The organism is Pseudoalteromonas haloplanktis ATCC 14393, from assembly GCF_000238355.1.
GTDB classification, from domain to species: Bacteria; Pseudomonadota; Gammaproteobacteria; order Enterobacterales; family Alteromonadaceae; genus Pseudoalteromonas; species Pseudoalteromonas haloplanktis.
Map to the genome: position 1 here is coordinate 92,218 of NZ_AHCA01000004.1, position 23,080 is coordinate 115,297.

The window sequence follows — 23,080 nt, forward strand, 5'->3', positions numbered from 1 at the left end:
AAAAAGGAATAATATGAAAACTCTGCAATTAGTTTTGGTGATAATAATTACTGCATTAGCTGGCTGTAGCACTATGCTCAGCCAAAATGCCAATCAAAAAACGCGCTCAAGTAGTCTTGTGGATTTTTTATACCCAGATGAGCAAAGCCGTCAAGCCCATCAACCAAGCGTGCCTACGCTCAATTTACCTGCCACTGTCGGTATTGCGTTTATTCCGAATCAATATGACTCAGGCATTCGCAGTAACGACGAAATAGCCTTGCTTGAGAAAGTAAAAAAACAGTTTATGCAATACGACTATATTGACCGTATCGAGGTTATCCCAAGCAGTTATTTAAAAGGAGGCCAAGGATTTACTACCCTTGAGCAAGTATCTAGATTGTATGATGTTGATATTATGGCACTGGTATCTTATGACCAAGTTGCACAAACACTCGAAAATAATGCCGCATTCTTATACTTAACAATAGTTGGTTTATACGTTATTCCTGGCAACGAAAATACCGTACAGACTTTTGTTGATACTGCTGTTTTTGATGTGCGAAGTAAAAAAATGCTGTTTCGAGCGCCAGGGATTAACAAAGTAGAGCAACGTAGTACAGCCATCGGTATTGACGACACCTTAAACGAAAAGTCACAAAACAGCTTTAGCTTAGCTGTTGATGACATGATCACAAACTTAGATGCAGAGCTTGGCTCATTTAAAACCCGGGTTAAAGAAGACAAAATAGCCAATGTAAATCATAAAGACGGTAGCAGTGGTGGTAGCTTATTTGGCTTGCTGATGCTTTTAGCGGTCGTGTTAATCTTAAAACAAAACCAGCAAAAAGCGAAACTACGCTCTGCTTAATTTTAAGCTAACGCTTTAGAATTCCTAAAAAAGGTTATATCCTGCCCTTTTGAAATAGCTTAGATAAAGGGCTTTCATGCTTTCACGAATATTATGCCTGGCGCTGCTCACACCTACTGCATTTAACGCTTTCGCCGCGCAAAACGATATAGAACGTATTACGACTACTGCATCTCGTTCAGAAGTAAACGCTGACCCTCTACCATTGGTAATTAGCAGTATCACTAATGCACAATTGGAGCTAATTGCCCCAACCCATATTGAACAAGTCTTAAAACAAGTTGCTGGGGCAAATATCCAACACGGTAATGGCCAAGAATATTTACCAGCACTGCGATCGCCGGTGCTTTCAGGCGCTGGGGCTTGCGGTGGTATTTTAACAGCAGAAGACGGCATTCCTCTACGTGCGGCTGGTTTTTGTAATATCAATGAGTTATTTGAAGCGCATACAGAAATGGCCCAGCGTGTTGAGGTGTTAAAAGGCCCAGGCTCTGCCCTATACGGCTCCAATGCCGTGCACGGGGTTATTAATGTGATCACCCCTGATACCACTTTTGATGAAAGTTTACTTGGTGTTGATTTAGGCTCATACGGCTACAGCCGATTTAAATTACGCAGTGGAAAAGACTTGGGCAATCAAGGGATTGGTATTAATGCCAGTGTCACTCGCGATACTGGCTACCGTGATGATGAAAGCGTTGACCAAGAAAAACTCAATTTACGCCATCGCTATACACATGATGATCTCGCTATTACTACAGGGCTAACTTACACCCATTTAGATCAGCAAACAGCAGGGTTTATCGAAGGCTTTGAAAGCTATAAAGATAATGAAATAGCCCAGCAGAATTTTGATCCTGATGCATTTAGAAAAGCCCGTTCTTTTCGGCTTTGGTCAAAAGTGCAGTGGCAAACCGCAAAAGATACGTTCACCATCACACCGTATCTACGCAGCCAGAGTATGACTTTTTTTAAACACTTTTTACCAGGCACTCCTCTTGAAAAAAACAGCCAAAATGGCGTTGGTGTGCAATCACTTTGGCAGCATCAATATTCAAGCGAGTTTGCTCTTAGTGTAGGATTAGATAGCGAATACACCCGTGCAGATTTTTTGCAATATCAAGATGAGCCAACTCAAGGTTCAGCATTTTTAGTCGCTACAGTGCCACAAGGTAAGCATTACGATTACGATGTGACCAGCACGTTACTGGCGCCTTTTATCAGCCTCGATTGGCAATGGCAACAACTTGCTATCAGCTTAGGTGCACGCTTTGAGCAACTTAATTACGACTACACTAATAACATGCTCGCAGGGCGTACAGACGAGAATGGTAACGAATGCGGGTTTGGTGGTTGCCGTTACTCGCGCCCGCCAAGTAGCGAGAACACCTTTACTAATACATCTCCTAAATTAGGCCTTAGTTACCAATTAAGTGCAGATCATTATCTATACGCAAACTTATCGCGTGGTTACCGTGCCCCACAAGCCGCTGAGCTTTATCAATTAGAGCGCGCACAACAAGTTGCTGACCTTGAATCTGAAACCGCAGACAATCTAGAGTTCGGTTTTAAAGGGCAATACCAACAATTACATTATGTTTTCTCAGCGTACGCAATGAATAAAGAGAATGTCATTTTTCGTGACAGTGACTTTTTTACCATTAATGACGGGCAAACTCAGCACCGCGGTATTGAACTGGAGCTGGATTATCAGCTTACTGAATCACTCCAACTCGCTTTTGCTGCAAGCCATGCCGAGCACACCTACGACTATGACCAAGTTTTATCTGGTATAAACATTAACGGCAACGATATAGACACTGCACCGCGTAATATCGCCAACTTCCAAGCTAACTGGCAAGTTACTAATAACACCTTAGTTGCCATTGAGTGGCATCATGTCAGTGATTACTTTACCGATCCTGAAAACCTGCACAGCTACGACGGTCATGATCTAATTAATTTACGTGGGGCTTGGCAGCTAACAGAGCAGCTAAAGCTAACCGCGCAAATTAACAACCTAACCGATGCTGCTTATGCCGAGCGCGCCGACTACACTAGCTTTACCGGCGACCGTTATTTTCCAGGGCGACCACGTAATATAATGTTCTCAGCAAGTTACGCTTGGTAGCAACCACGCTTAAGTAGGTTCGCCAAATAGCGAACATAAGTCGATTACATTTTACTGAAATAGCTGTTTATATTGCTCAGTTAAGTGCACCTTAAGTTCGGGGTGCGCTGCTAACAATTCAACCAACTGTGCTTTAGCGGCTACTGTATTTCCCTCTGCAATGAGTGTATCTATGCGCTTAAATTTATTTGCTACCTCTGCGGTGACGATTTCAAGCTCTAGTAACAACGTACTTTTCGCTGCCATGCTTGGTACTGCAAATTGCCTACCAGCCATTTCTTCACTGCGTTGGCGCTGTTGGTTTTGTTTTAATTGCATTGTTTGAGCTTGCTCTTGCGCTTCGCTTTGCATCATCTGTAATTGGGCGAGGCATCGGCGGCATTAAGCTAGTGCTGGCGTTTGGGTGCATTATCCCTTGTGGCATTACTTCGTAACCTACAGCATGTAGTCGCTGCCTTTTTTGCATCTGCTCTTGTGTAACTAACATCTGTTCAGTGCGGGCTTTACTTTGCGCTATTTCAACTTCATCTGCTTACTCTTTTACTGAGCTTTGTGATGCTTGTTTGCAGCCAGTTAAACCACTAAAACGGCAATACTTAACACCGTAAGACTCTTTTGTTATTGCCATAATCGTGTAAAACGTTATTCATAAGTCACCTTTTAAAGTCAAATTTGGATTACTACAGCTATAAACGGATGACTTTAAAAAGTGGGGTTAATTATTTTTTAATGAGCTATAGATACCACCAATTGTTAAGAATAAGTTATTCAAAAATAAAGACTAAGGAGTAGTCAATTTAATACCAACGCCATTCCCCTTCGGGTATAATTACGCCACCTGCCATCGACTTGGTGACTTTAGTTTTGTATTCAGCGCCTACTAAGCGGACTGTGTTTTCTTCTGCTATTTTAATTCTTGGTATTTTCTTTATTGCCACAAACTTACGTGCTCCAGTAACAGGCATTGCGCCTGTACTTGAGGATATAATTGCGTCTTTTAGCCTTTCACCATCACAAGCGGGTATGTTAACAACACTACCGCTTCTGGCCTTTGCATTAGCGTCACCGCTGGCTAATTGGCTTGCTAAAAAACTCGGGCTAGAAATCTCATTATTTATAGCTTTGCTGCTAATTGGTGCAGGTTTAGCGTCACGCTTAATAACAAACCTACCTTTGTTGTATCTAGGCACAGCTATTATCGGAGTGGGTATTGCGATTGGTAACGTCCTATTGCCAAGCTTAATTAAACGCGATTTCCCACATAAAGTCGCGGTAATGACCTCGGCTTATGTACTCGCAATGGCCATTTTTGGCGGTAGCTATGCGGCGATTGTATTCCCGCTGAGTCAGTATCAGGATATCGGCTGGCAACTTGCACTGGCAAGTTATGGCTTGCTGACTTTACTGGGTATTATTCTTTGGTTCCCGCAGCTTAAATACCACACAAAGCCTGTAAAGGAACTGGTTAATACGCAGGCGAACAGTAATGTTTGGCGACAATCACTAGCATGGCAAATCACGCTTTTACTTGGGCTTAACTCATTTTTTACTTACATTATGGTCGCTTGGTTACCAAGTATTTTAATTGAAAACGGTATATCACCACTACAAGCCGGTGCCATGCAAGGTGCATTTCAAGCAGCATCGGCAGTGCCTGGGATTATTTTAATTCCTTTATTAGCGAGGCTCAAAGATCAACGTATTTTAACCAGTACGTTAGCACTGCTTGGCGCACTTTGCTCTTTTGGCTTATTGTTTATGCCTGAGTTAGCACTATTTTGGTCAATAACGTTGGGGTTTTGCTCTGGGGCATGCTTTATATTAGGTTTGTCATTTGTCAGTTTACGGACACATAATAGCCGCCAAGCCGCTTCATTATCTGCCATGGCACAATGTATTGGTTACCTAATAGCGGCAACAGGCCCAATGCTGGCGGGTGCTTTACATGACCACTTTAATAGCTGGGCACCGACATTATGGTTATGTGCTATCGCCAGTTTTGGCTGCGCCGTATTTGGCTACCTTGGCGGGCGAAATATCACTTTGAAAAAAGATCTATAAGCCAACTTAGTAAAGTCTGCTTTTGAGGTTGTTGAGAGCGGTGCTGAGCAACCCATTTTTTGTTAAGTGCCTCACGCTCTTCACGTCGCGCTTGCGCTAAATTAGCACGGGCAGCAAACTGTTGGCGTTGCTCATCATTGAGTTCATTGTCAAAATTATACTGTGATTTTTTTACCGCACGATTAGATTTTACTGAGCTACACATTTTGCCGTCTCCTAAACAATCATCTCGTTTAAGTAGACAGCATAATGTCTGTTTTTATTTCACACCTATAAATTAACTACTTGGTGGAACGGTCTCAAAACCCTTTATGTTATTAATTTCTTTTAACCAAGATGGGCTTGAACGGCACCAAATTTGTGCTTTAGGAATAAGTTGTTCACGCTGCTCAACCGCACCTAAACGTAGGCCATAAACTTTATCGCCCTCGCCAACTGAAGTGGCATACAAAGAAGTACCGCAATTACCACAAAAACCTTGTGCACGCTTATTACCACTTTCGGCAATCTTTATATATTCTTTTGGTGCAGCAGCAGTAAAGGTAACCGCGTTAGGATGCGATATTACTACAGTGCGAAATGGCGCACTTGCGATGATTTGGCAATCAGTACAGTGACAGTTAATTACCTTGTTTTCGTCTACCTCTGCCGTGTAAGTTACTTCCCCGCAATGACAACGCCCAGTGATCTGCATAATAATCCTTAAAATAATTTATTTAATTAATGTCTAAAACTCTACGTTAAAAATTGCCAAAAACACAGTAATACTAAGTTTTTGCAACAAATAAATTAGACCGGATCAACGATTTTTATATTGCGTCTTACAGTGACTCCGCTCAACTGCGGGATCACGTAATTTAAGATGCTTTGTTACTCGCCCTGCATGGTGTTTTCGCCAAGCTTTAAATGAGCCAGCCGATACATTAGCACGCATAAAATTAGCTAACTGAGAGTAATTTAAACCATAAAGGTGTTCAATGGCCTCAAATGGTGTGCGATCTTCCCACGCCATCTCGATAATTCTAGACACTTGACTACAATCAAACATAACAGACTCTTTTGCAAAGTACCTTTATACCCAACCTAGCAAAAATTAGATCAAGCTATAATTTCAACTCGCCAAGGTGGATTCAAGCGATTAGACCCCGCCCAATAAAGCTTAATTTTATTGCCTGATGGATCTTTTAACACCGCTTCTTGCCATAAATAACGCTGCTCGGTGATCGTGGATTCAAACTCAAAGCCTTTATCTTTTAAGGAGGCGACCCACTCTTCAAGTTCTTCGCTTTCAAAGTAGATAACCGCACCATTAGTAAACGTATCATCGGTTAATAACAAAGAAAATGTGGCTTTATTAGGGCACTCAAAACGTGAGTAATGAGGCGTTTTCACAATTTGTGTAAAACCCATAGCCAAATAAAACTGGTTTGCTTTTTCGATGTCACAGACAGGTAAAGTGATTTGATTAAGGTTCATAGTCGCTATCTAAATATTGAGTTAGATAACGACTTTAAAACCTTAACTTAACTTGAGGTCAATGAATAATTTGTATCTTGATATTAAGAAGCTTGGTAGCGATTTGCTTGTTTGATACTAGCAAAGTCGTTAAAGCGAACACCGTGTTTTTTCATTACCGCTAGCACTTTTTTACTGATCATCTGACGTAAATAAAATGGCTGATTCGGTACAAAATGATGAATTGTATGGGTATGACCAAAGTTAAAACAAAACAAATGAAATGGTGCAAACAAACGACTCGTTAATACATGTGTTTGCTCCAGCATATTGTTTACACCGCCATAGTAATGCATTGAAGATGTGACAAAGTTAAGTGAGCTCGAACGTACAATATTAGGCACGATCAGTACCACCATTAAAAACTCAAACACCGCCATCACATCTAACAGTAAAACCGGTGAATTAGTTTCAAGTGGCATAAATAAGTTCACCGAATGAAATATAATCACGCTATATAGAATTGCAAAATACGCGGTAGTTACCGGAAAACCAGCATTAAATACCTTAAAAAAGCTAAAGCCTTTAATTTCTTTACTAAAGCGTTTAGTGTTAATTAGTAGACCAAGCAAGCCGTCAACAATCACTAATGCGCGTAAAAATGGGTTTTTAATGCCGTTACCAACTAAGCGCTCTTCAAGATCTTGATCAGTGCCCGAAGTTTTATGATGATGTAAATGCATTTTTCGGCGATACCATGGGCTAATGGTGTTTGGTCGCATTAGCCAAACGGTTAGCATCATAAAGTTATGTAAAAAAGGCTGGTTACTAAAATACTGCTTATGGATAAGGTCATGTTCGAGCTCGTGTGAAATTGAAGTCGCAATGGCCGCTAATACAATACATAACCAAGCTGGAATAATAGCAAAATAATAAAGTGTTCCCACGCCAATTAAAGCGCCGAGAGATAATAATAGAATAGCCATACCTAAGGTATTTTGATGGGCTAGTAACGGGTGTTTTTGGCGAAGCTTAGCTTCTTCAGCTTTAATTGCCTTAACAATGGCTTGAATATTTTCTTTAGCACTTAACGTGTTCATAAATAGCAACTGATAATCAAAGTTGCGCAGATGATACCCGAATAAATAAAAAGCTGCCATAGCGGGCAACGAGTAACGGGCAACGAGCAACGGGCAACGGGCAACGGGCAACGGGCAACGGGCAACAGGCAACGGGCAACGGGCAACGGGCAACGGGCAACGGGCAACGGGCAACGGGCAACGGGCAACGGGCAACGGTTAAGTCAAGGTGTTTCTTATGGATATTAGCCTTCAAGTTCGTCCGCAACGGCAACGGGCAACGGGCAACGGGCAACGAAAAAATAAAAGTGTGGTTAGTTTAAGTCAAGGTGTTTCTTATGGATATTAGCCTTCAAGTTCGTCCTCATTTACTTCTCATTCCCTTCTCTTTGTGCAAAAAATTAAGTGAATTATTCACAAAGAGGTTGAGAGGCGCTGCGCTTAAGAGTAAGGGTCTAAAGGCTGAGGTTGGCGTAGGTCGTGCTTTAGCGCGTCAATTCCAATAGTTAATTGGTTCTCGCCATAAATGACGTATCTACATTGCTAGGTGTATACCCGCAACTCGTTGCTCGAATCCAGTGGCTTGTCATTCCCTTTTCTTTGGGAAAAAGACCTTTAATTGAATTATTCACAAATAGGTTGGTAGACGCTGCGCTTTAGAGGAATATATTTACTTATTAAATTATAATTGACCGTCAATCTTTAAAGGCGGTCAAAAAGCATACTAACACCTATTGACAGAGTTAAGGCTTATATGTGTTATAAGCCAAATGCTCGATGTTTAAATAATGCACTAAAATAACCCAACTATTTTGAATAGTGCTACAAATACCAACAATACAACAATTACATTTGGAAAATACGGATGTTTTGTCTTCATCCACGTTAGAGCCGGTGATTTTTTAGAAGTAACAAGTACACCGCCAAAGTGCAACGCACCGACTATGCAAATAAAAATTACTACAATGCTGCTTACTGGTTCAGAGATCAACGTAGCTCCTTGGGCTTATAATTTTATAGTGCGCTAAGGGCGAATATTTCTGTTCCGACCACACTCACATTTATACTTTAAACAGTTTCAACAAATTATCTAAGGCATTGCTATTATTAAGTTTTCTACTATTTTCAAGCAAAGCTAAATGGAACAATATACACGCGTCGCTCATTTCTTGATTGTATGAGCAAAAAACAAGTCGACTACAATACCCTCATGTTAAACATCACAACTTTTAACCATTGCCAGCTTTTCAATACCGTGTTCTGGCGTCCATCTTTTGAACTCAACAAAGCCATGTTTTTTATATAGCTTAATAGCGGGTTCGTTTACCACGGCGGTCTCGACGATCGCAGTTGTTATAGCTGCGCAAATAACGCATTCACTTAGCGCATAGCGAATTAACTTATCGGCAATGCCTTTTCTAAAATGATCAGGGTCAACCACTAAGCTATTAATTTCTAATCCCTCATTACCGATTGCCAGCTCAATAACCCCCGCGAGCTGCGTATCGTTATAAAATCCATAAAAAAGCGTTGGCGAATTTTGGATGTCAGTAACAGTGCGCGATAAAGGCGGAAAATTAAGTGCACCTATTATCTCAGCTTCTATTTTATAGGAACGCTGTAAAGTGATGTAAATTTGCTTTGCGACAAAATCATTTGCATTGTCTAATTTTGTGATCATTAACTTCACTCCCTGTTATAAGCATTATGTTTGTACCAAGTGCCAATAGATTAAGTTTATTTGCTCTTCCAATAACATTATAAGTGCTTTTAATCTATCGAAAAAACGACTAACTCAATACATTAACTGCAGACATTTGCACCGCAATGATAAAGTAACTGCGTCGAAAGCTGATATACATTACCTAGCTGTAATACCCTGTAATATGTATTTCTTGGCAATCCCCCTACACTTTCCATCGATTAATGAATGCCCGCACAATAGTGTGCAGCACTTAATAAAAGGAAGAATAAAATGTCTGGTGAAAGCTTATATCTCGTAAAATTACAGTTTCAATCTGGTGTTGTTGGTGGTGGCTCAATGGAAATTCAGTTTGCTGTTGATCCAAAAACAGATGCGCTAAATGGTCGCGCTAATGGTCATATTCAAGAAGGTACGCAACATTCACCACAGTTCACATCAAGCGCTTCAGGGCACATGCATGCAACTGGCTATAATGATATAACTAAAGTTGGCGCGCTAACAGGTCAAGCCGTGGTGTCTTTTCCGCCTCCTGCGATTGGTAGCTATCTATCACCTTTTACCGCAAGTTTTGCTGTAGATAACCAGTGGAATGGCAAAGGCAGCTTTTCAGTAGGTGATAACACCTACCAATGTAAAGTGAGCTTAATTGACTAAATAGGTCATAGTTAGCTTTATATTAAGCGGCGAGCATGCGTCGCTTAATATCAACTCATATTTTAGCCGCTCTGTTACTGAGCAATGTGCTTTGTCATAACCTGCACCTCAACACCACGATTATTAACCTGCTCGATTGGCTGCCAACCTAGTTGTTTATAAAGGCCACCGTCTAATTTTTCAGTCTGTAAGTGAATATCAGTAACGCCTAGTGAAACCGCAACAGATTCAAGGTGATTAACTAATGCAGAAGCCACTCCTTTACTTCGGTGTTTAGTATCAATATACACCCCGCCTACCCAATGCTCTTTATCGGGGTAAATAGTCATTTCATGGTAACGTAAGTGTGCCACCCCCAACACATCTTCGCCCTCAACGGCCATGATAACTAACGGGATACTGTCGCGGTTTAAGTAATCATTTAGCTTATTGTTAAATAACTCTACAGATGAGCCTTCAACCAAGTGTCCCCACTGCTGAAAGTACCACTTTGCTATAACGGGCTTCATGTGAGCCTTATCAGCAAGAAATATAAAATCCAACCAAACGCACTCCTTGTAAATTTCAAATATTGAGTTAACAACTGATTCCAACTTTAATTGAGGAAGCCCTATGCAAAATCAACCAATCCTAACGTTCGCTCAGTGCTATTTTACCTGCTAAACCAATTAGCAATACTCCCGATACTCCTTCCAATATTCGCGTGTATCTACCTGCATTAGGTCGATTAAACAACCAACTTCCAACAGTTGCATACAGCACATTACAAAGCGTTGCTAACACACTGAAAATTAATCCTAAAACCAGTAATTGCGATGCTGCTGAGCCAGTGGATGTATTTATAAATTGCGGAAGAAATGAGAGAAAGAACAAAGCAACTTTAGGGTTCAAAACACTGACCACAACACCCTGCATAAAAATATTTCCTTTTGTATCTTCACTTTCACTAACGACTACCTGGCTATTTCCTCTGTACATGGAAATAAGTGCTTGAACACCTAAATAAACTAAATAAAGAGCACCAAGCCATTTAACGATACTAAAAGCCAAAGCTGAACTTAAAATAATGGCTGATAAGCCGACACAAGCCGCTAATGTATGAAAAAAGTAACCAACACCCAAGCCAAGCGCAGCTTTCATGCCACTGACCATCTTTCCTTTCATGGTATTTGATACGATGTAGATAACATCAGGCCCCGGTATTAAATTGATAGTCAGACAAGCAATAACAAATAACATCATTGAATTAAATTCCATTAACTTTCTCCATTTTTACTATTAAGGCTTTATATTGGGTTTTTATACACATTACTAGCTTTGCAATGTCGTGCTCAAGTTGTCCATTTTTTACGCTCAACATAGCTATGTTTTTGAAACCACAAAAACTGTCGCTGAGTTTTTATATGATTAACTATACAAGATAAATAAAGAGAATTGAATGTACCTACTGGTGGTACTTTTGATTTATTTGAAAATAAATTAATAACGGCTGTTTATTTGCACCACTTGCAAATCGAGCAAGCTCGTCTGCTTTTTTAATAGCTCACAATCTACCTGCACTCCTAATCTATCGCAAAACGACTAACCCAACACATTACAGCAGATATTAGGACTGCAATAATAGAGCGACTATGCCGTAAACGAATTAACATTACCTAGCTGTAATATGTCTTTTTCAGCAGTCATTCTTCACTGTTACTTGGTTACTAAGTAACAGTGAAGAATGCATATACAGAGGGAAGAAGAAAATATCTGGTGAAAGTTTTGGTGTTGTTGGTGGTGGCTCAATGGAGATTCAGTTTGCTGTTGATCCAAAAACAGATGCGCTAAATGGTCGCGCTAATGGTCATATTCAAGAAGGCACACAACATTCACCACAGTTTACATCTAGCGCTTCAGGGCATATGCATGCAACTGGCTATAATGATGTTACTAAAGTTGGCGCGCTAACAGGTCAAGCCGTGGTTTCCTTTCCGCCTCCTGCGATTGGTAGCTATCTATCACCATTTACAGCAAGCTTTGCTGTAGATAACCAGTGGAATGGCAAAGGTAGCTTTTCAGTAGGTGACAACACCTACCAATGTAAAGTGAGCTTAATTGACTAAACTGACTGAAGTTAGTTTTTATATTAAATGGCGTTCAATCCCCCCTGAATGCCATTTAATGGTTACCAAGCAACAACACTGCGCAGTATACGAGTATCGTAGCCGGCGACGGAGCCATACTTGAAAGCTCTGTATTGTCTGATCCATGAGAGTTTCCATCGCCAGAGATTTCAATATCTTGCCATCTTTCACACTCTGAGGATATGGCTGTAATTATCAAAAGCATCACATAAATTAAAATTAGCCCTGCCGAATACGATTACCCCCATCCCTTTTACGTCCTAACCTCTTTGATTTATTAATATTTTTATTCAATTAACGTCATTAAGCTTTAATAATTAAGGTCTAATGTGGCGGCTACTTTATAACACACGGAACAATCATGAAAACCATGGATCTAACAAGCACTTTTTTTAAAACAACGCTTGCATTAAGCGTAGCACTTTCATTGACAGCATGTATCAGTGATAAAAATGATGATGAGCCATCGCCAACAACGGTAAACTTGCGTGTAATGGAAACTACCGACATTCACATGTACCTATCTAATTATGATTATTTTGCGCAAGCGCCATCAGAAACGCTTGGCTTTGTTAATACAGCAACGTTAATAAAAGAAGCACGCAATGAAGTACAAAATAGCGTACTGGTTGATAATGGTGATCTTATTCAAAATAGCCCACTAGGCGACTATGAAGCAATCATTCGTAAAGATGACATCTTAAATGGCGCTACCCATGTAGTTTATAAAGCAATGAACTTGCTTGATTACGACGTCGCAAATCTAGGTAACCACGAATTTAACTTTGGTTTAGAGTTTTTAGATGCAACTTTGCAAGGCGCAGACTTCCCATATATAAACGCTAACGTCTATATAGATGATGGCGATAACAGTGACGAAAATGACAAAAATCGTTACACCCCTTATTACATCCAAGAAAAAATCGTTTTCGATGAAAACAATAACGAACAAACAATCAAAATCGGTTATTTGGGGTTAACGCCACCACAAATTATGCAATGGGATAATGCACATTTACAGGGTAAAGTAATAGCTAAAGACATTATTAAAACAGCTGAAAAATTCATTCCACAAATGAAAGCTGAAGGCGCTGATATCATCATCGCTATTCCACATTCAGGGTTAACAGCCAGCGCAAAAGAAGACTTAGCAGAAAACACAGCGCTTTATTTATCACTAGTGCCAGGTATTGATGCAATTCTATTTGGTCATAACCACCGCATATTCCCTGGTGATGCTGCTTACGACGGGTTTGAATTTGCTGGTATCGACAACGTAAATGGTAAGCTCAATGGTGTGCCTGCGGTTATGCCTGGTTTTTTTGGTAATCATTTAGGTGTTATTGATTTAGTGATCGACCCAACTAAAGATGGCGGCTGGCAAGTCGTTAGCTCTCGTGTTGAAAATCGTGCAATTAGTGGCACTGATGAAAATGGTGATTTTGTTGACTTAGCCGTAGCTGATACTGATGTTGCAGCCGCAATTGAACTTGAGCATAAAGCAACGATTGAATGGGTTAGCGAACCATTTGCAAAAATCTCTGCGCCTATTTATAGCTTTTTTGCACTTGTTCAAGATGATCCATCAATTCAAATTGTTTCAGACGCACAAATTGCCTGGGGGGAAGCATTTATTCAGGGTACTGAGCTTGATGGCCTCCCCGTTCTATCTGCTGCTGCGCCATTTAGAGCAGGCCGTAATGGTATTGAAGATTACACTAACGTTAAGGCTGGCGATATCGCCTTATTAGACACTGTAAGCTTATACGTTTACCCGAACACTATTCGCATGGTACGCGTAACAGGAAAAGATGTTAAAGAATGGCTTGAGCGCTCAGCAGGTCAATTTAATCAAATAGATGTAAACAGTAGCGCGCAACAAAACCTACTCGATACCACTTTCCCGTCATTTAATTTTGATATAATTGATGGCGTAACGTTCGAGATAGATGTAACTCAGGCTAAACGATACGACAACGATGGTAATTTAGTTAACGCCGAAAGCTCGCGCATTACCAACTTGCAATACCAAGGTGAAGCGATTGATTTAACCGCTGAGTTTTTAGTGGTAACTAACAACTATCGAGCATCTGGTGGTGGTAACTTCCCAGCAATAGATGGCACCAGCCGTGAAACGTTTGAAGGCCCGGATGAAAACCGTGGTGTACTCAGAAACTATATTATTAGTGAAGCAGCTAAAAGTGCAGAAGGCAGCATAGATCCTTCAGCTGATAACAACTGGCGCTTTGCGACAGTGGACACTGACACTGATTTAAATGTGGTCTTTAGAACATCCCCACTGGATGCAGTAGCAAGTATTGCGCAAACGCTACCAGCTGTAAGCCCTACATCACCTATCGAGTTAGATGAAAACGGCTTTGCTCTTTATAGCATTGACTTAAAGCAATAAAATCTAGCTAAAATACTAAGTCAGTTGTTGGTTTAACAACTGACTTTTTTGTTCTTAAATTTGTATAGCTTCCGCCCAAGTTCACTTTGCTACAGGCATAAAAAAACCCCGACCAATTTGGCCAGGGTTATCAAAAGTGGTACCAGCGGCCGGACTTGAACCGGCACGCCTTGCGGCAGGGGATTTTGAATCCCCCATGTATACCAATTTCATCACGCTGGCATCATTTTTCTTTAACCTTCTAACATGAGAAGATAAAGAAAAACCACTTTAGAGCTAAGACTTATCGAGCTATCTTCGTCTCTATGGCAAGCATTATACAAACAATCACAGACGCAGCAAGCGTTTTTTACAAAACCCCGATCAACCGCTTAACAATTAAGCAACCATTAACATTCCCCTATTTAAACCAATTACGCAGTGGCTAGTATTTGTCTCGCTATTTGCTAAACTAGCGCGCATATTAACTTTATGAGTGTGTTTATGTCTGGTGAGTTTCCACGTGCGGGCTTCTGGCGTCGCTTTGCTTCATTGATTTACGATTCTTTAGTCGTTATTTCATTATCTATGTTGACTGCTATTTTGTATTTTGCTGCGATTCAGAGCTTAGTTGCACTCGGGTTTATTCCACAAACAGAAGATCCTGCTGCGCTAATACAAGATTCACCACTGCTTTATGGCATTCGTAGCGCACTATTTATAGGCGTTAACATTGCGTTTTTTGCTTATTTTTGGACTAAAAGCGGGCAAACTATTGGTATGCGGGCATGGCGTTTAAAAGTACAAACCCTTAATAACGAACTCATCAGTTGGCCACAAGCGGTTATTCGCAGCATAACGGCATTACTCGGGTTAGGTAATTTAGTGGTGTTAGTTGATTTTAAAAATAAACGCGCTTTACAAGATTACCTATCTAAAACCGAGGTTGTTACGCTAACTAAAGAAGAAAACAAACGTATTTACCGTTCGTTGGATTAGCAGACTTTCTAGGAGCCTAGGCTCCTAGAATAACAAGCAACTAGTTACGCTTATTCAGTAAATAAGTGGCAAAACCAATAAAAAGTATACTCGGTAAAGTGGCGCCAATAATTGCAGGAATTTGATAAACCATCACCACGGGGCCAAATATCTCATTGGTTAAATGGAACACAATACCTGTCACCACCCCCATTACAATACGTGCCCCCATGGTTACAGTACGCAGCGGGCCAAATATAAACGACAGAGCTACTAACAACATCACCGCAATTGACACAGGTTGCATTATCTTACGCCATAGCGCCAACTCATAAGTACTGGTATCTTGCTCATTTTGCTTTAAATAACCTAAGTATGACCACAACCCAGTAAATGACAGTGACTCAGGCTTAACCGATACCACGCCTAATTTTTCTGCGGTTAGTTGTGAGTCATAAAACTCTTCATCTTGTTGCTGAGTATTAATTTGTTCTTCAGTCAGCTGCACTTTATTTACATCACGCAATAACCAACCATCTTTTCGGCTAACGGCTTCACGGGCTTTGGTAATTTGCGTAAGTTGCAGCGATTTATCAAAATGGTACATATTTACACCGTGCAACACACCATTTTGATCTACATCTTCAATATTAATAAAGTTATTACCATCTTTTGCCCACACACCTTTTTGCGCGTTGAATACATCACCGCCATGAATTGCATGGTTACGTAACTCTTTAGCTTTAAGCTGCGCTTCTGGTGCTCCCCACTCGCCAAGCGCCATCATACAGATAGCCATAAATATTGCGGTTTTCATTACTGAAATTATGATTTGCAAGCGTGACATACCAGCCGCTTGCATTACAACTAGCTCACTATTTGAGGCAAGTGCTCCTAACCCAGTTAAACCGCCAATAAGTGCAGCCATAGGGAAAAACACCACAAGATCACCTGGCATGCTATACAAGGTATATAACAGCGCAGTGGCGATATCATAACTACCGCGACCAACTGATTTTAATTGCTCGATAAATTTAATAAGGGTACTGATACCCACCAACACCATTAAAGCAAAACCCGTGGTCTGTAAGATGCTGCGGCCTAAATACCAATCAAGCATTTTCATCATGCGCCTAACTCCCGCTTAGTGACGATTGCTTTGAGCCAAGCCCCTAATGGACGCCCTTTGATTATTAAAAACCCACCAATAAATAGCGCCGTAAAGTGGATCCACCATAAACCAATTGAAGGTGGGATCTTGCCATCCTCAACAGCAAACTTGGCGGCATTGAGTAAAATGAAATAGCCTAAATATAAACTAATAGCTGGCACTAACTTAGCAAACTTACCTTGTCGCGGGTTTACCACGCTCAGCGGAACTGCCAGTAAAGTAAGTAACGGTATCGACAGCGGTATAGCTAAACGCCATTGCCACTGTGCAACCGCTTCAGGACCTTGCATAGTCAATAGATCCATAGTTGGTACGGCTTCAAGCTTGCGGCGTTGGTGTTCAATTTCTTGTTCACGTATTTGTACACTGTAACCATCAAATTCGGTTAAATTTAGTGCAGGTGTCTTACCGTCTGTTTCGTATCGCTTACCGTCGCTGAGGATTAATTGTTGCTCGCCACTTTCTTGCTCAATCACCACTCCACGCTCGGCATACACTAACCGAGCTAGGTTATCTTTTTCGTTGTCTGGTAGTTGAGCAACAAAAACTTTATGTAATTCTTTACCGCCATTTTCAATATTATGAATAAATACCACGGCTTTTTCGTTACCTGTTTGTTGAAAACGTCCAGCTCGCAGCGCCGACAATCCGGCATCTGCTTTGGCTTGCTCTTTTAGTTGATATTCTTGCTCGCTAGCCCATGGCGCAACATACAAAGTTAATACACCCGCTAAAAGCGCAAGCAGCACACTAGAAATCAAGGTCACTCGTACCACATACCATTCACTGACCCCGCACGCTTTTAGCACCGTCATTTCACTATCGGCATAAATTCGGCTATAGGCGAGAATAATTCCTAAAAAGATACTAAGTGGTAAAATTAATGAAGCTAATTGTGGTAGTTTTAGTGCAATCATCGACAACACTAACTTAGCAGGAATGCCACCTTCAGAGGCATCACTTAAAATAACAACAAACTTTTGCGACAAAAAAATTGTCATCAAAGTTAAAAATACGGCGACCTGAGACTTTAATACTTCAGTGGTCAAATAACGGAAAATTAGCAATGATCGCCCCTGTTAAACGTCGTGTTTCACTTTAAGAGTAAGAAAATTTTAGTAAACTTAAGATTTTATTATATGTCATCAACATTAAATATCATACCTAGCAACTCGATATATTGTCGCTTTAGTGGTATTGATAGTACTAAACATATAAAGTTCAAATACACATAATGAGTCAGCGTTTATAAGCTAGTATTAATCTAATGTCTGGATTTTTATTTAATTGCCCTTATCTAAGGGTTAAATGACTCAAAATTAGGAGTGACAATGGAATTTAGCGTAAAAAGTGGTAGTCCTGAAAAGCAACGTAGCGCATGTATAGTAGTTGGCGTTTATGAGCCACGTCGTTTATCCCCCATTGGAGAACAACTCGATAAAATCAGCGATGGTTATATCTCTAATTTATTACGCCGTGGTGATCTCGAAGGCAAGCCTGGGCAAGTACTGTTATTGCATCATGTACCAAACGTATTAAGTGAACGCATTCTACTTGTTGGCTGTGGTAAAGAGCGCGAACTGGATGACAAACAATACAAACAAATTATTTCAAAAACCATTAATACCCTTAACGAAACTGGGTCGATGGAAGCGGTGTGCTTTTTAACCGAGCAACATGTAAAAAGTCGCGATACGTATTGGAAAGTCCGCCAAGCGGTCGAAACAACTCAAGATTGCTTGTACACATTTAATCAATTAAAAAGCAAAAAAAGCGACCCACGTCGTCCACTGCGTAAAATTGTATTTAATGTACCTACTCGTCGTGAGTTAACTATTGGTGAAAGCGCTATTGAGCACGGCTTAGCGATTGCTGCTGGTAGCAAGTTATGTAAAGACGTAGCAAACATGCCACCAAATATCTGTAACCCAGCGTATTTAGGTGAACAAGCGCAAGAACTTGCCACTAATTTCGATAACATCACAGTGGATATTATCGGTGAAGAAAAAATGGCAGAGCTGGGGATGAATTCATACTTGGCTGTTGGCCGTGGTAGCGATAACGAATCGGTGATGTCGGTCATTAACTACCAAGGTGGCGCGAAAGATCAAGCCCCTATCGTATTAGTTGGTAAGGGCTTAACCTTTGACTCAGGCGGTATTTCACTAAAACCTGGCGAAGCCATGGACGAAATGAAATACGATATGGGTGGTGCTGCCGGGGTAATTGGTGCCATGCGTGCTTTAGCACAAATGCAATTACCAATTAATGTAATTGGTGTTTTAGCCGGTTGTGAAAATATGCCAAGCTCAAATGCCTATCGACCTGGTGATATTCTAACCACTATGTCAGGGCAAACGGTTGAAGTACTCAATACGGACGCAGAAGGACGTTTAGTGCTATGTGATGCACTCACCTATGTTGAGCGCTTTGAGCCTGAAACTGTAATTGATGTAGCCACTTTAACCGGTGCCTGTATTGTTGCCCTTGGTGCTCATGCCACAGGGTTGTTATCAAACCACAATCCACTGGCACATGACTTATTAAAAGCCTCTGAACAAAGTGGCGACCGTGCATGGCAATTACCACTGTGGGATGATTACCAAGATCAACTTGAAAGCCCATTTGCTGATTTCACCAACTTAGGTGGTCGTGCAGCAGGCACTATTACCGCCGCGTGTTTCTTATCTAAGTTCACTAAGAAATATAATTGGGCGCATTTAGATATTGCTGGTACCGCGTGGCGTAGCGGTAAAAATAAAGGGGCAACAGGTCGCCCAGTGCCGATGTTGACACAATACTTACTAAACCGTGCGGGTGTAAGCGAAACCACTCAAGATTAACCTTCGCATACAATGCATTTAAATTAAAATAAGGCGCTTTTCAGCGCCTTATTTATTCTCCACTTAATGAGTGTATTAATTGAAGCAAAACACGTTATATGGCAAAATCTCTGCTTTGATTTAAGTATTATTTTCAATACTGTGGGAAGCCCCGATACAATGAGCATCAACGCCCAGTTTTTCGTTATAAAGCAACAAGATGAGTCATTAGCCAAGGCTGACGATCACTTTCGCTTAGCGGCTGATATTGCGGCTGAACAGTATCGTCTTGGTCATCGTATATTTATTTACGTCGATGATCTTGAAGTCGCCCATGCCATTGATGAAACTATTTGGTCATTTGACCCCGACAGTTTTGTGCCACATAACCTGCAAGGTGAAGGCCCAAAAGGCGGTGCGCCCGTTGAAATAGGCACCACCCCCCCCGTCGGTAATCGTAAAGTTTTAATTAACTTGGCAGCACAATTACCGGACTTTATTCGCCGGTTTAACCAAGTTTTTGATTTTGTACCCGTAGAAGCCATAGCAAAACAAGCCGCCCGTGAGCGTTTTAAAAAGCTACGCCAACTCGGTGCTAATATCACCACGCAAGATATTAATAGCTAACATACCCTATTGTATAAATAGCTAACTAACTCATTTAAGTACTTATTTAAGGTTCTGTGTAATGGATAAAACCTACAATCCGCAAGATATTGAACAGTCGCTATACCAAGACTGGGAAGAAAAAGGCTACTTTAAACCATCAGGCAAAGGCGACGCATATTCAATTATGATCCCACCGCCAAATGTCACAGGTAGCTTACACATGGGCCACGCCTTTCAAGACACCATTATGGATACCTTAACGCGCTTTAAGCGTATGCAAGGTAACAACACTTTATGGCAAGTAGGTACTGACCACGCAGGTATTGCAACACAAATGTTAGTTGAGCGTAAACTTGCTGCCGAAGAAGGCAAAACACGCCACGACTTAGGCCGTGAAGCCTTCATTGATAAAATCTGGGAATGGAAAAACCAATCTGGCGGCACAATCACCAAACAACTTCGCCGCCTTGGTGCATCGGTTGATTGGGATCGTGAACGTTTCACTATGGATGACGGCTTATCAGAAGCGGTTAAAGAAGTGTTTGTTCGCCTGCACAAAGAAGACTTAATCTACCGTGGTAAACGCCTAGTAAACTGGGATCCAAAACTGCACACAGCAATTTCAGACCTTGAAGTTGAAAACAAAGACAAAAAAGGCTTTATGTGGAACTTACGTTACCCATTAGCTGATGGCGTTAAAACGCAAGATGGTAAAGATTACATTGTGGTTGCAACCACCCGCCCAGAGACCATGTTAGGCGACTCAGGTGTTGCAGTAAACCCAGATGACGAGCGCTATCAAGATTTGATCGGCAAAGATATTTTACTGCCGATTGTTAATCGTCGTATTAAGATTGTTGCTGACGAACATGCCGATAAAGATAAAGGCACAGGCTGTGTAAAAATCACTCCAGCTCATGACTTTAACGACAACGAAGTAGGTAAACGTCATCAACTGCCGATGATCAACATCTTCGATAAAGATGCGGCTATTTTAAGCCAAGGTGAAACCTACACCTTTGACGGCAAAGAGCTTGAATTTGACGCGCCAATTCCTGAACGCTTACATGGCCTTGACCGTTTTGATGCACGTAAAGCGATTGTTGCTGAATTTGAACAGCTTGGTTTACTTGAAAAAATCGAAGATCACGCGCTAACCGTACCTTACGGCGACCGCTCTGGTGTAGTAATTGAACCACTCCTTACCGACCAATGGTATGTACGCGTTGCACCACTGGCTGAACCTGCAAAAGATGCCGTTAAAAATGGCGACATTAAATTTGTACCGCAGCAATACGAGAACATGTACTTCTCATGGATGAACGACGTACAAGATTGGTGTATTTCACGCCAACTTTGGTGGGGTCACCGCATCCCTGCTTGGTACGACAGCGAAGGTAATGTATTTGTCGGTCGTGATGAAGCTGAAGTGCGTCGCGAAAACAATATTGCTGATGATGTAGCTCTGAGCCAAGACGAAGATGTGCTAGACACTTGGTTCTCGTCTGCACTGTGGACTTTCTCAACGCAAGGTTGGCCTGAAAATACCGATGACTTAAAAACCTTTCACCCGTCTGACGTGTTGGTAACCGGTTTTGATATCATTTTCTTCTGGGTGGCGCGTATGATCATGATGACCATGCACTTCATCAAAGATGACAACGGCAAGCCACAAGTGCCATTCAAAACGGTATATGTAACGGGTCTAATTCGCGATGAAAATGGCGATAAAATGTCAAAATCAAAAGGTAACGTACTTGATCCAATTGATATGATTGACGGTATCGACCTTGAGAGTTTAGTGACCAAGCGTACTGGCAATATGATGCAGCCGCAGCTTGCGAAAAAGATTGAAAAGAACACCCGTAAAACGTTTGAAAATGGCATTGAAGCCCATGGTACTGATGCACTGCGCTTTACTCTTGCAGCAATGGCGTCAACCGGTCGTGATATCAATTGGGATATGAACCGCCTTGAAGGTTATCGTAACTTCTGTAATAAGTTATGGAACGCTAGCCGTTACGTACTCATGAATACCGAAGAGCAAGATTGTGGTTTTACAAGCGATGCTGCAAAAGAATATTCACTTGCTGATCGTTGGATCTTAGGGCAATTTGAAGCGACGGTAAAAACCTACACTGAGCACTTAGATAACTACCGTTTTGACCTTGCAGCCAATACGCTTTATGAGTTCACTTGGAACCAATTCTGTGATTGGTACTTAGAGCTGACTAAGCCCGTATTATTCAAAGGTAATGAAGCACAGCAACGTGGTACACGTCATACGCTTATTACTGTACTTGAGAGCTTGCTACGCCTAATGCACCCAATGATGCCATACATCACAGAAACAATTTGGCAACGTGTTGCGCCATTAGCAGGCCTTGAAACAGCCAATACTAGCATCATGGTACAGGCATTCCCGCTATACAATGAAGCGAACGTTGATGCTAAAGCGATGGACGATTTAGAGTGGGTGAAACAATTCATTCTCGCTATTCGTAACATTCGTGGTGAAATGGATATCAGCCCAAGCAAGCCATTATCAGTGTTACTAGCAAATGCATCGAGTGATGATGTACGTCGTATTGAGGAAAATAAATCATTCTTAGCTTCTCTTGCTAAAATTGAAGAATTTACCCTCCTTGATAACAAAGATGACGCGCCAGCATGCGCAACATCTTATGTGGGTAACCTTGAGATCATGATCCCAATGGCTGGTCTAATAGATGTAGACGCAGAGCTTGCGCGTATTGCTAAGCAACTTGAAAAAGCTGAGAAAGGCCTAGCCCAAGTGCAAAACAAGCTAGCAAACGAGAAGTTTGTAAACAATGCACCTGAAGCGGTACTTGCTAAAGAAAATGAGAAGCTTGCAGAGTTTTCAGATGCTAAAGCAAAACTACTTGAGCAAAAAGCGAAGATCGAAAGTCTGTAATATTTATACAAAGCATTTAAAAAGCCGCGTTACTTTATTGTATCGCGGCTTTTTTGTGTTCTAGGTTCTAGGTTCTAGGTTCTAGGTTCTAGGTTCTAGGTTCTAGGTTCTAGGT

At 41.2% G+C, this 23,080-nt stretch carries 23 protein-coding genes and 1 tRNA gene; 10 read left to right on the plus strand and 14 right to left on the minus strand.

Annotated features, from left to right (window positions below):
• Window positions 1-13: 13 nt before the first annotated feature.
• Window positions 14-850, plus strand: coding sequence for a rhombotarget lipoprotein (gene rhlP, locus PHAL_RS0109370; RefSeq protein WP_016708141.1), 837 nt, complete (start codon window positions 14-16; stop codon window positions 848-850).
• A gap of 76 nt (window positions 851-926) precedes the next feature.
• On the plus strand, window positions 927-2,981 hold the full coding sequence (locus PHAL_RS0109375) for a TonB-dependent receptor family protein (RefSeq protein WP_016708142.1): 2,055 nt from the start codon (window positions 927-929) through the stop codon (window positions 2,979-2,981).
• Between the two features lie 51 nt (window positions 2,982-3,032).
• On the opposite strand, the gene PHAL_RS0109380 is transcribed toward PHAL_RS0109375, so the two are convergent.
• Window positions 3,033-3,299: a hypothetical protein gene (locus PHAL_RS0109380; RefSeq protein ID WP_138973939.1), complete on the minus strand. Its 267-nt coding sequence runs from the start codon at window positions 3,297-3,299 to the stop codon at window positions 3,033-3,035.
• Window positions 3,262-3,447 carry a hypothetical protein gene (locus tag PHAL_RS24245; RefSeq protein ID WP_158217503.1) on the minus strand — a complete coding sequence of 62 codons (186 nt, stop codon included), beginning with the start codon at window positions 3,445-3,447 and terminating at the stop codon, window positions 3,262-3,264. The genes PHAL_RS0109380 and PHAL_RS24245 overlap by 38 nt, the downstream gene beginning before the upstream one ends.
• A 425-nt stretch (window positions 3,448-3,872) precedes the next feature.
• Between PHAL_RS24245 and PHAL_RS0109390 the strand changes: the two genes are divergently transcribed.
• A complete protein-coding gene (locus tag PHAL_RS0109390; RefSeq protein WP_016708145.1) occupies window positions 3,873-5,042 on the plus strand; it encodes an MFS transporter in 1,170 nt (389 codons plus the stop codon).
• On the opposite strand, the gene PHAL_RS0109395 is transcribed toward PHAL_RS0109390, so the two are convergent.
• The 7 genes from PHAL_RS0109395 to PHAL_RS0109430 all read right to left on the minus strand — a co-directional run bounded on the left by PHAL_RS0109395 (window position 5,020) and on the right by PHAL_RS0109430 (window position 9,257).
• Window positions 5,020-5,247, minus strand: coding sequence for a hypothetical protein (locus PHAL_RS0109395; protein WP_016708146.1), 228 nt, complete (start codon window positions 5,245-5,247; stop codon window positions 5,020-5,022). The genes PHAL_RS0109390 and PHAL_RS0109395 overlap by 23 nt on opposite strands.
• A 72-nt stretch (window positions 5,248-5,319) precedes the next feature.
• On the minus strand, window positions 5,320-5,736 hold the full coding sequence (locus PHAL_RS0109400) for a GFA family protein (protein WP_016708147.1): 417 nt from the start codon (window positions 5,734-5,736) through the stop codon (window positions 5,320-5,322).
• A gap of 105 nt (window positions 5,737-5,841) precedes the next feature.
• On the minus strand, window positions 5,842-6,090 hold the full coding sequence (locus tag PHAL_RS0109405; RefSeq protein WP_016708148.1) for a TIGR03643 family protein: 249 nt from the start codon (window positions 6,088-6,090) through the stop codon (window positions 5,842-5,844).
• A 50-nt stretch (window positions 6,091-6,140) separates the two neighbouring features.
• Window positions 6,141-6,518, minus strand: coding sequence for a VOC family protein (locus tag PHAL_RS0109410; protein ID WP_016708149.1), 378 nt, complete (start codon window positions 6,516-6,518; stop codon window positions 6,141-6,143).
• 83 nt (window positions 6,519-6,601) lie between these two features.
• Window positions 6,602-7,597, minus strand: a complete 996-nt coding sequence (locus PHAL_RS0109415) for a fatty acid desaturase (protein ID WP_029216098.1) — start codon at window positions 7,595-7,597, stop codon at window positions 6,602-6,604.
• Window positions 7,598-7,613: 16 nt separating this feature from the next.
• Window positions 7,614-7,832, minus strand: a complete 219-nt coding sequence (locus PHAL_RS23835; RefSeq protein WP_158217504.1) for a hypothetical protein — start codon at window positions 7,830-7,832, stop codon at window positions 7,614-7,616.
• A 957-nt stretch (window positions 7,833-8,789) separates the two neighbouring features.
• Entirely contained in the window at window positions 8,790-9,257 is a 468-nt protein-coding gene (locus PHAL_RS0109430; RefSeq protein WP_016708153.1) for a GNAT family N-acetyltransferase, read from the minus strand.
• Window positions 9,258-9,551: 294 nt separating this feature from the next.
• On the opposite strand from PHAL_RS0109430, the gene PHAL_RS0109435 reads away from it, so the two are divergent.
• Window positions 9,552-9,935, plus strand: a complete 384-nt coding sequence (locus PHAL_RS0109435; RefSeq protein WP_016708154.1) for a DUF1842 domain-containing protein — start codon at window positions 9,552-9,554, stop codon at window positions 9,933-9,935.
• A 74-nt stretch (window positions 9,936-10,009) separates the two neighbouring features.
• Here the strand turns inward: PHAL_RS0109435 and PHAL_RS0109440 are convergent, their stop codons facing one another.
• Together PHAL_RS0109440 and PHAL_RS0109445 are read right to left on the minus strand one after the other, a co-directional pair.
• On the minus strand, window positions 10,010-10,444 hold the full coding sequence (locus PHAL_RS0109440; RefSeq protein ID WP_016708155.1) for a GNAT family N-acetyltransferase: 435 nt from the start codon (window positions 10,442-10,444) through the stop codon (window positions 10,010-10,012).
• 121 nt (window positions 10,445-10,565) lie between these two features.
• Complete coding sequence (locus PHAL_RS0109445) at window positions 10,566-11,192, minus strand: LysE family translocator (RefSeq protein ID WP_016708156.1); 627 nt, start codon at window positions 11,190-11,192, stop codon at window positions 10,566-10,568.
• Window positions 11,193-11,722: 530 nt separating this feature from the next.
• On the opposite strand from PHAL_RS0109445, the gene PHAL_RS0109455 reads away from it, so the two are divergent.
• Together PHAL_RS0109455 and PHAL_RS0109460 are read left to right on the plus strand one after the other, a co-directional pair.
• Window positions 11,723-12,040, plus strand: a complete 318-nt coding sequence (locus PHAL_RS0109455; protein ID WP_016708158.1) for a hypothetical protein — start codon at window positions 11,723-11,725, stop codon at window positions 12,038-12,040.
• Between the two features lie 382 nt (window positions 12,041-12,422).
• Window positions 12,423-14,471: a bifunctional 2',3'-cyclic-nucleotide 2'-phosphodiesterase/3'-nucleotidase gene (locus tag PHAL_RS0109460; RefSeq protein ID WP_016708159.1), complete on the plus strand. Its 2,049-nt coding sequence runs from the start codon at window positions 12,423-12,425 to the stop codon at window positions 14,469-14,471.
• 137 nt (window positions 14,472-14,608) lie between these two features.
• Here PHAL_RS0109460 and PHAL_RS0109465 read toward each other — a convergent pair.
• Window positions 14,609-14,693: transfer RNA gene (locus PHAL_RS0109465), tRNA-Leu, on the minus strand.
• Window positions 14,694-14,954: 261 nt separating this feature from the next.
• On the opposite strand from PHAL_RS0109465, the gene PHAL_RS0109475 reads away from it, so the two are divergent.
• The gene (locus tag PHAL_RS0109475; RefSeq protein ID WP_029216101.1) at window positions 14,955-15,449 is read left to right on the plus strand and encodes an RDD family protein; all 495 of its coding nucleotides are present in this window, start codon (window positions 14,955-14,957) and stop codon (window positions 15,447-15,449) included.
• Between the two features lie 40 nt (window positions 15,450-15,489).
• Here PHAL_RS0109475 and lptG read toward each other — a convergent pair whose 3' ends face one another.
• Both lptG and lptF read right to left on the minus strand, forming a co-directional pair.
• On the minus strand, window positions 15,490-16,557 hold the full coding sequence (gene lptG, locus PHAL_RS0109480; protein ID WP_016708162.1) for an LPS export ABC transporter permease LptG: 1,068 nt from the start codon (window positions 16,555-16,557) through the stop codon (window positions 15,490-15,492).
• Complete coding sequence (lptF, locus tag PHAL_RS0109485; protein ID WP_016708163.1) at window positions 16,554-17,666, minus strand: LPS export ABC transporter permease LptF; 1,113 nt, start codon at window positions 17,664-17,666, stop codon at window positions 16,554-16,556. The genes lptG and lptF overlap by 4 nt, the downstream gene beginning before the upstream one ends.
• Window positions 17,667-17,930: 264 nt before the next feature.
• On the opposite strand from lptF, the gene pepA reads away from it, so the two are divergent.
• From pepA to PHAL_RS0109500, 3 genes are all read left to right on the plus strand, one after another.
• Window positions 17,931-19,442, plus strand: coding sequence for a leucyl aminopeptidase (gene pepA, locus PHAL_RS0109490; RefSeq protein WP_016708164.1), 1,512 nt, complete (start codon window positions 17,931-17,933; stop codon window positions 19,440-19,442).
• A 159-nt stretch (window positions 19,443-19,601) separates the two neighbouring features.
• Window positions 19,602-20,048, plus strand: coding sequence for a DNA polymerase III subunit chi (locus tag PHAL_RS0109495; RefSeq protein WP_029216102.1), 447 nt, complete (start codon window positions 19,602-19,604; stop codon window positions 20,046-20,048).
• A 61-nt stretch (window positions 20,049-20,109) separates the two neighbouring features.
• Window positions 20,110-22,965, plus strand: coding sequence for a valine--tRNA ligase (locus PHAL_RS0109500; protein ID WP_016708166.1), 2,856 nt, complete (start codon window positions 20,110-20,112; stop codon window positions 22,963-22,965).
• The last annotated feature ends 115 nt before the right edge of the window (window positions 22,966-23,080 follow it).

Coding starts and splice junctions, on each gene's coding strand:
- PHAL_RS0109435 (WP_016708154.1), top strand. CDS start 9,552: ATGTCTGGTGAAAGCTTATATCTCGTAAAATTACAGTTTCAATCTGGT.
- PHAL_RS0109430 (WP_016708153.1), bottom strand. CDS start 9,257: ATGATCACAAAATTAGACAATGCAAATGATTTTGTCGCAAAGCAAATT.
- PHAL_RS0109405 (WP_016708148.1), bottom strand. CDS start 6,090: ATGTTTGATTGTAGTCAAGTGTCTAGAATTATCGAGATGGCGTGGGAA.
- PHAL_RS0109455 (WP_016708158.1), top strand. CDS start 11,723: ATGGAGATTCAGTTTGCTGTTGATCCAAAAACAGATGCGCTAAATGGT.
- PHAL_RS0109445 (WP_016708156.1), bottom strand. CDS start 11,192: ATGGAATTTAATTCAATGATGTTATTTGTTATTGCTTGTCTGACTATC.
- PHAL_RS0109375 (WP_016708142.1), top strand. CDS start 927: ATGCTTTCACGAATATTATGCCTGGCGCTGCTCACACCTACTGCATTT.
- PHAL_RS0109380 (WP_138973939.1), bottom strand. CDS start 3,299: ATGCAATTAAAACAAAACCAACAGCGCCAACGCAGTGAAGAAATGGCT.
- PHAL_RS0109500 (WP_016708166.1), top strand. CDS start 20,110: ATGGATAAAACCTACAATCCGCAAGATATTGAACAGTCGCTATACCAA.
- PHAL_RS0109475 (WP_029216101.1), top strand. CDS start 14,955: ATGTCTGGTGAGTTTCCACGTGCGGGCTTCTGGCGTCGCTTTGCTTCA.
- PHAL_RS0109410 (WP_016708149.1), bottom strand. CDS start 6,518: ATGAACCTTAATCAAATCACTTTACCTGTCTGTGACATCGAAAAAGCA.
- PHAL_RS0109415 (WP_029216098.1), bottom strand. CDS start 7,597: ATGAACACGTTAAGTGCTAAAGAAAATATTCAAGCCATTGTTAAGGCA.
- pepA (WP_016708164.1), top strand. CDS start 17,931: ATGGAATTTAGCGTAAAAAGTGGTAGTCCTGAAAAGCAACGTAGCGCA.
- PHAL_RS0109395 (WP_016708146.1), bottom strand. CDS start 5,247: ATGTGTAGCTCAGTAAAATCTAATCGTGCGGTAAAAAAATCACAGTAT.
- PHAL_RS0109495 (WP_029216102.1), top strand. CDS start 19,602: ATGAGCATCAACGCCCAGTTTTTCGTTATAAAGCAACAAGATGAGTCA.
- PHAL_RS0109400 (WP_016708147.1), bottom strand. CDS start 5,736: ATGCAGATCACTGGGCGTTGTCATTGCGGGGAAGTAACTTACACGGCA.
- rhlP (WP_016708141.1), top strand. CDS start 14: ATGAAAACTCTGCAATTAGTTTTGGTGATAATAATTACTGCATTAGCT.
- PHAL_RS0109460 (WP_016708159.1), top strand. CDS start 12,423: ATGAAAACCATGGATCTAACAAGCACTTTTTTTAAAACAACGCTTGCA.
- lptG (WP_016708162.1), bottom strand. CDS start 16,557: ATGATGAAAATGCTTGATTGGTATTTAGGCCGCAGCATCTTACAGACC.
- PHAL_RS24245 (WP_158217503.1), bottom strand. CDS start 3,447: ATGCAAAAAAGGCAGCGACTACATGCTGTAGGTTACGAAGTAATGCCA.
- PHAL_RS0109440 (WP_016708155.1), bottom strand. CDS start 10,444: ATGAAGCCCGTTATAGCAAAGTGGTACTTTCAGCAGTGGGGACACTTG.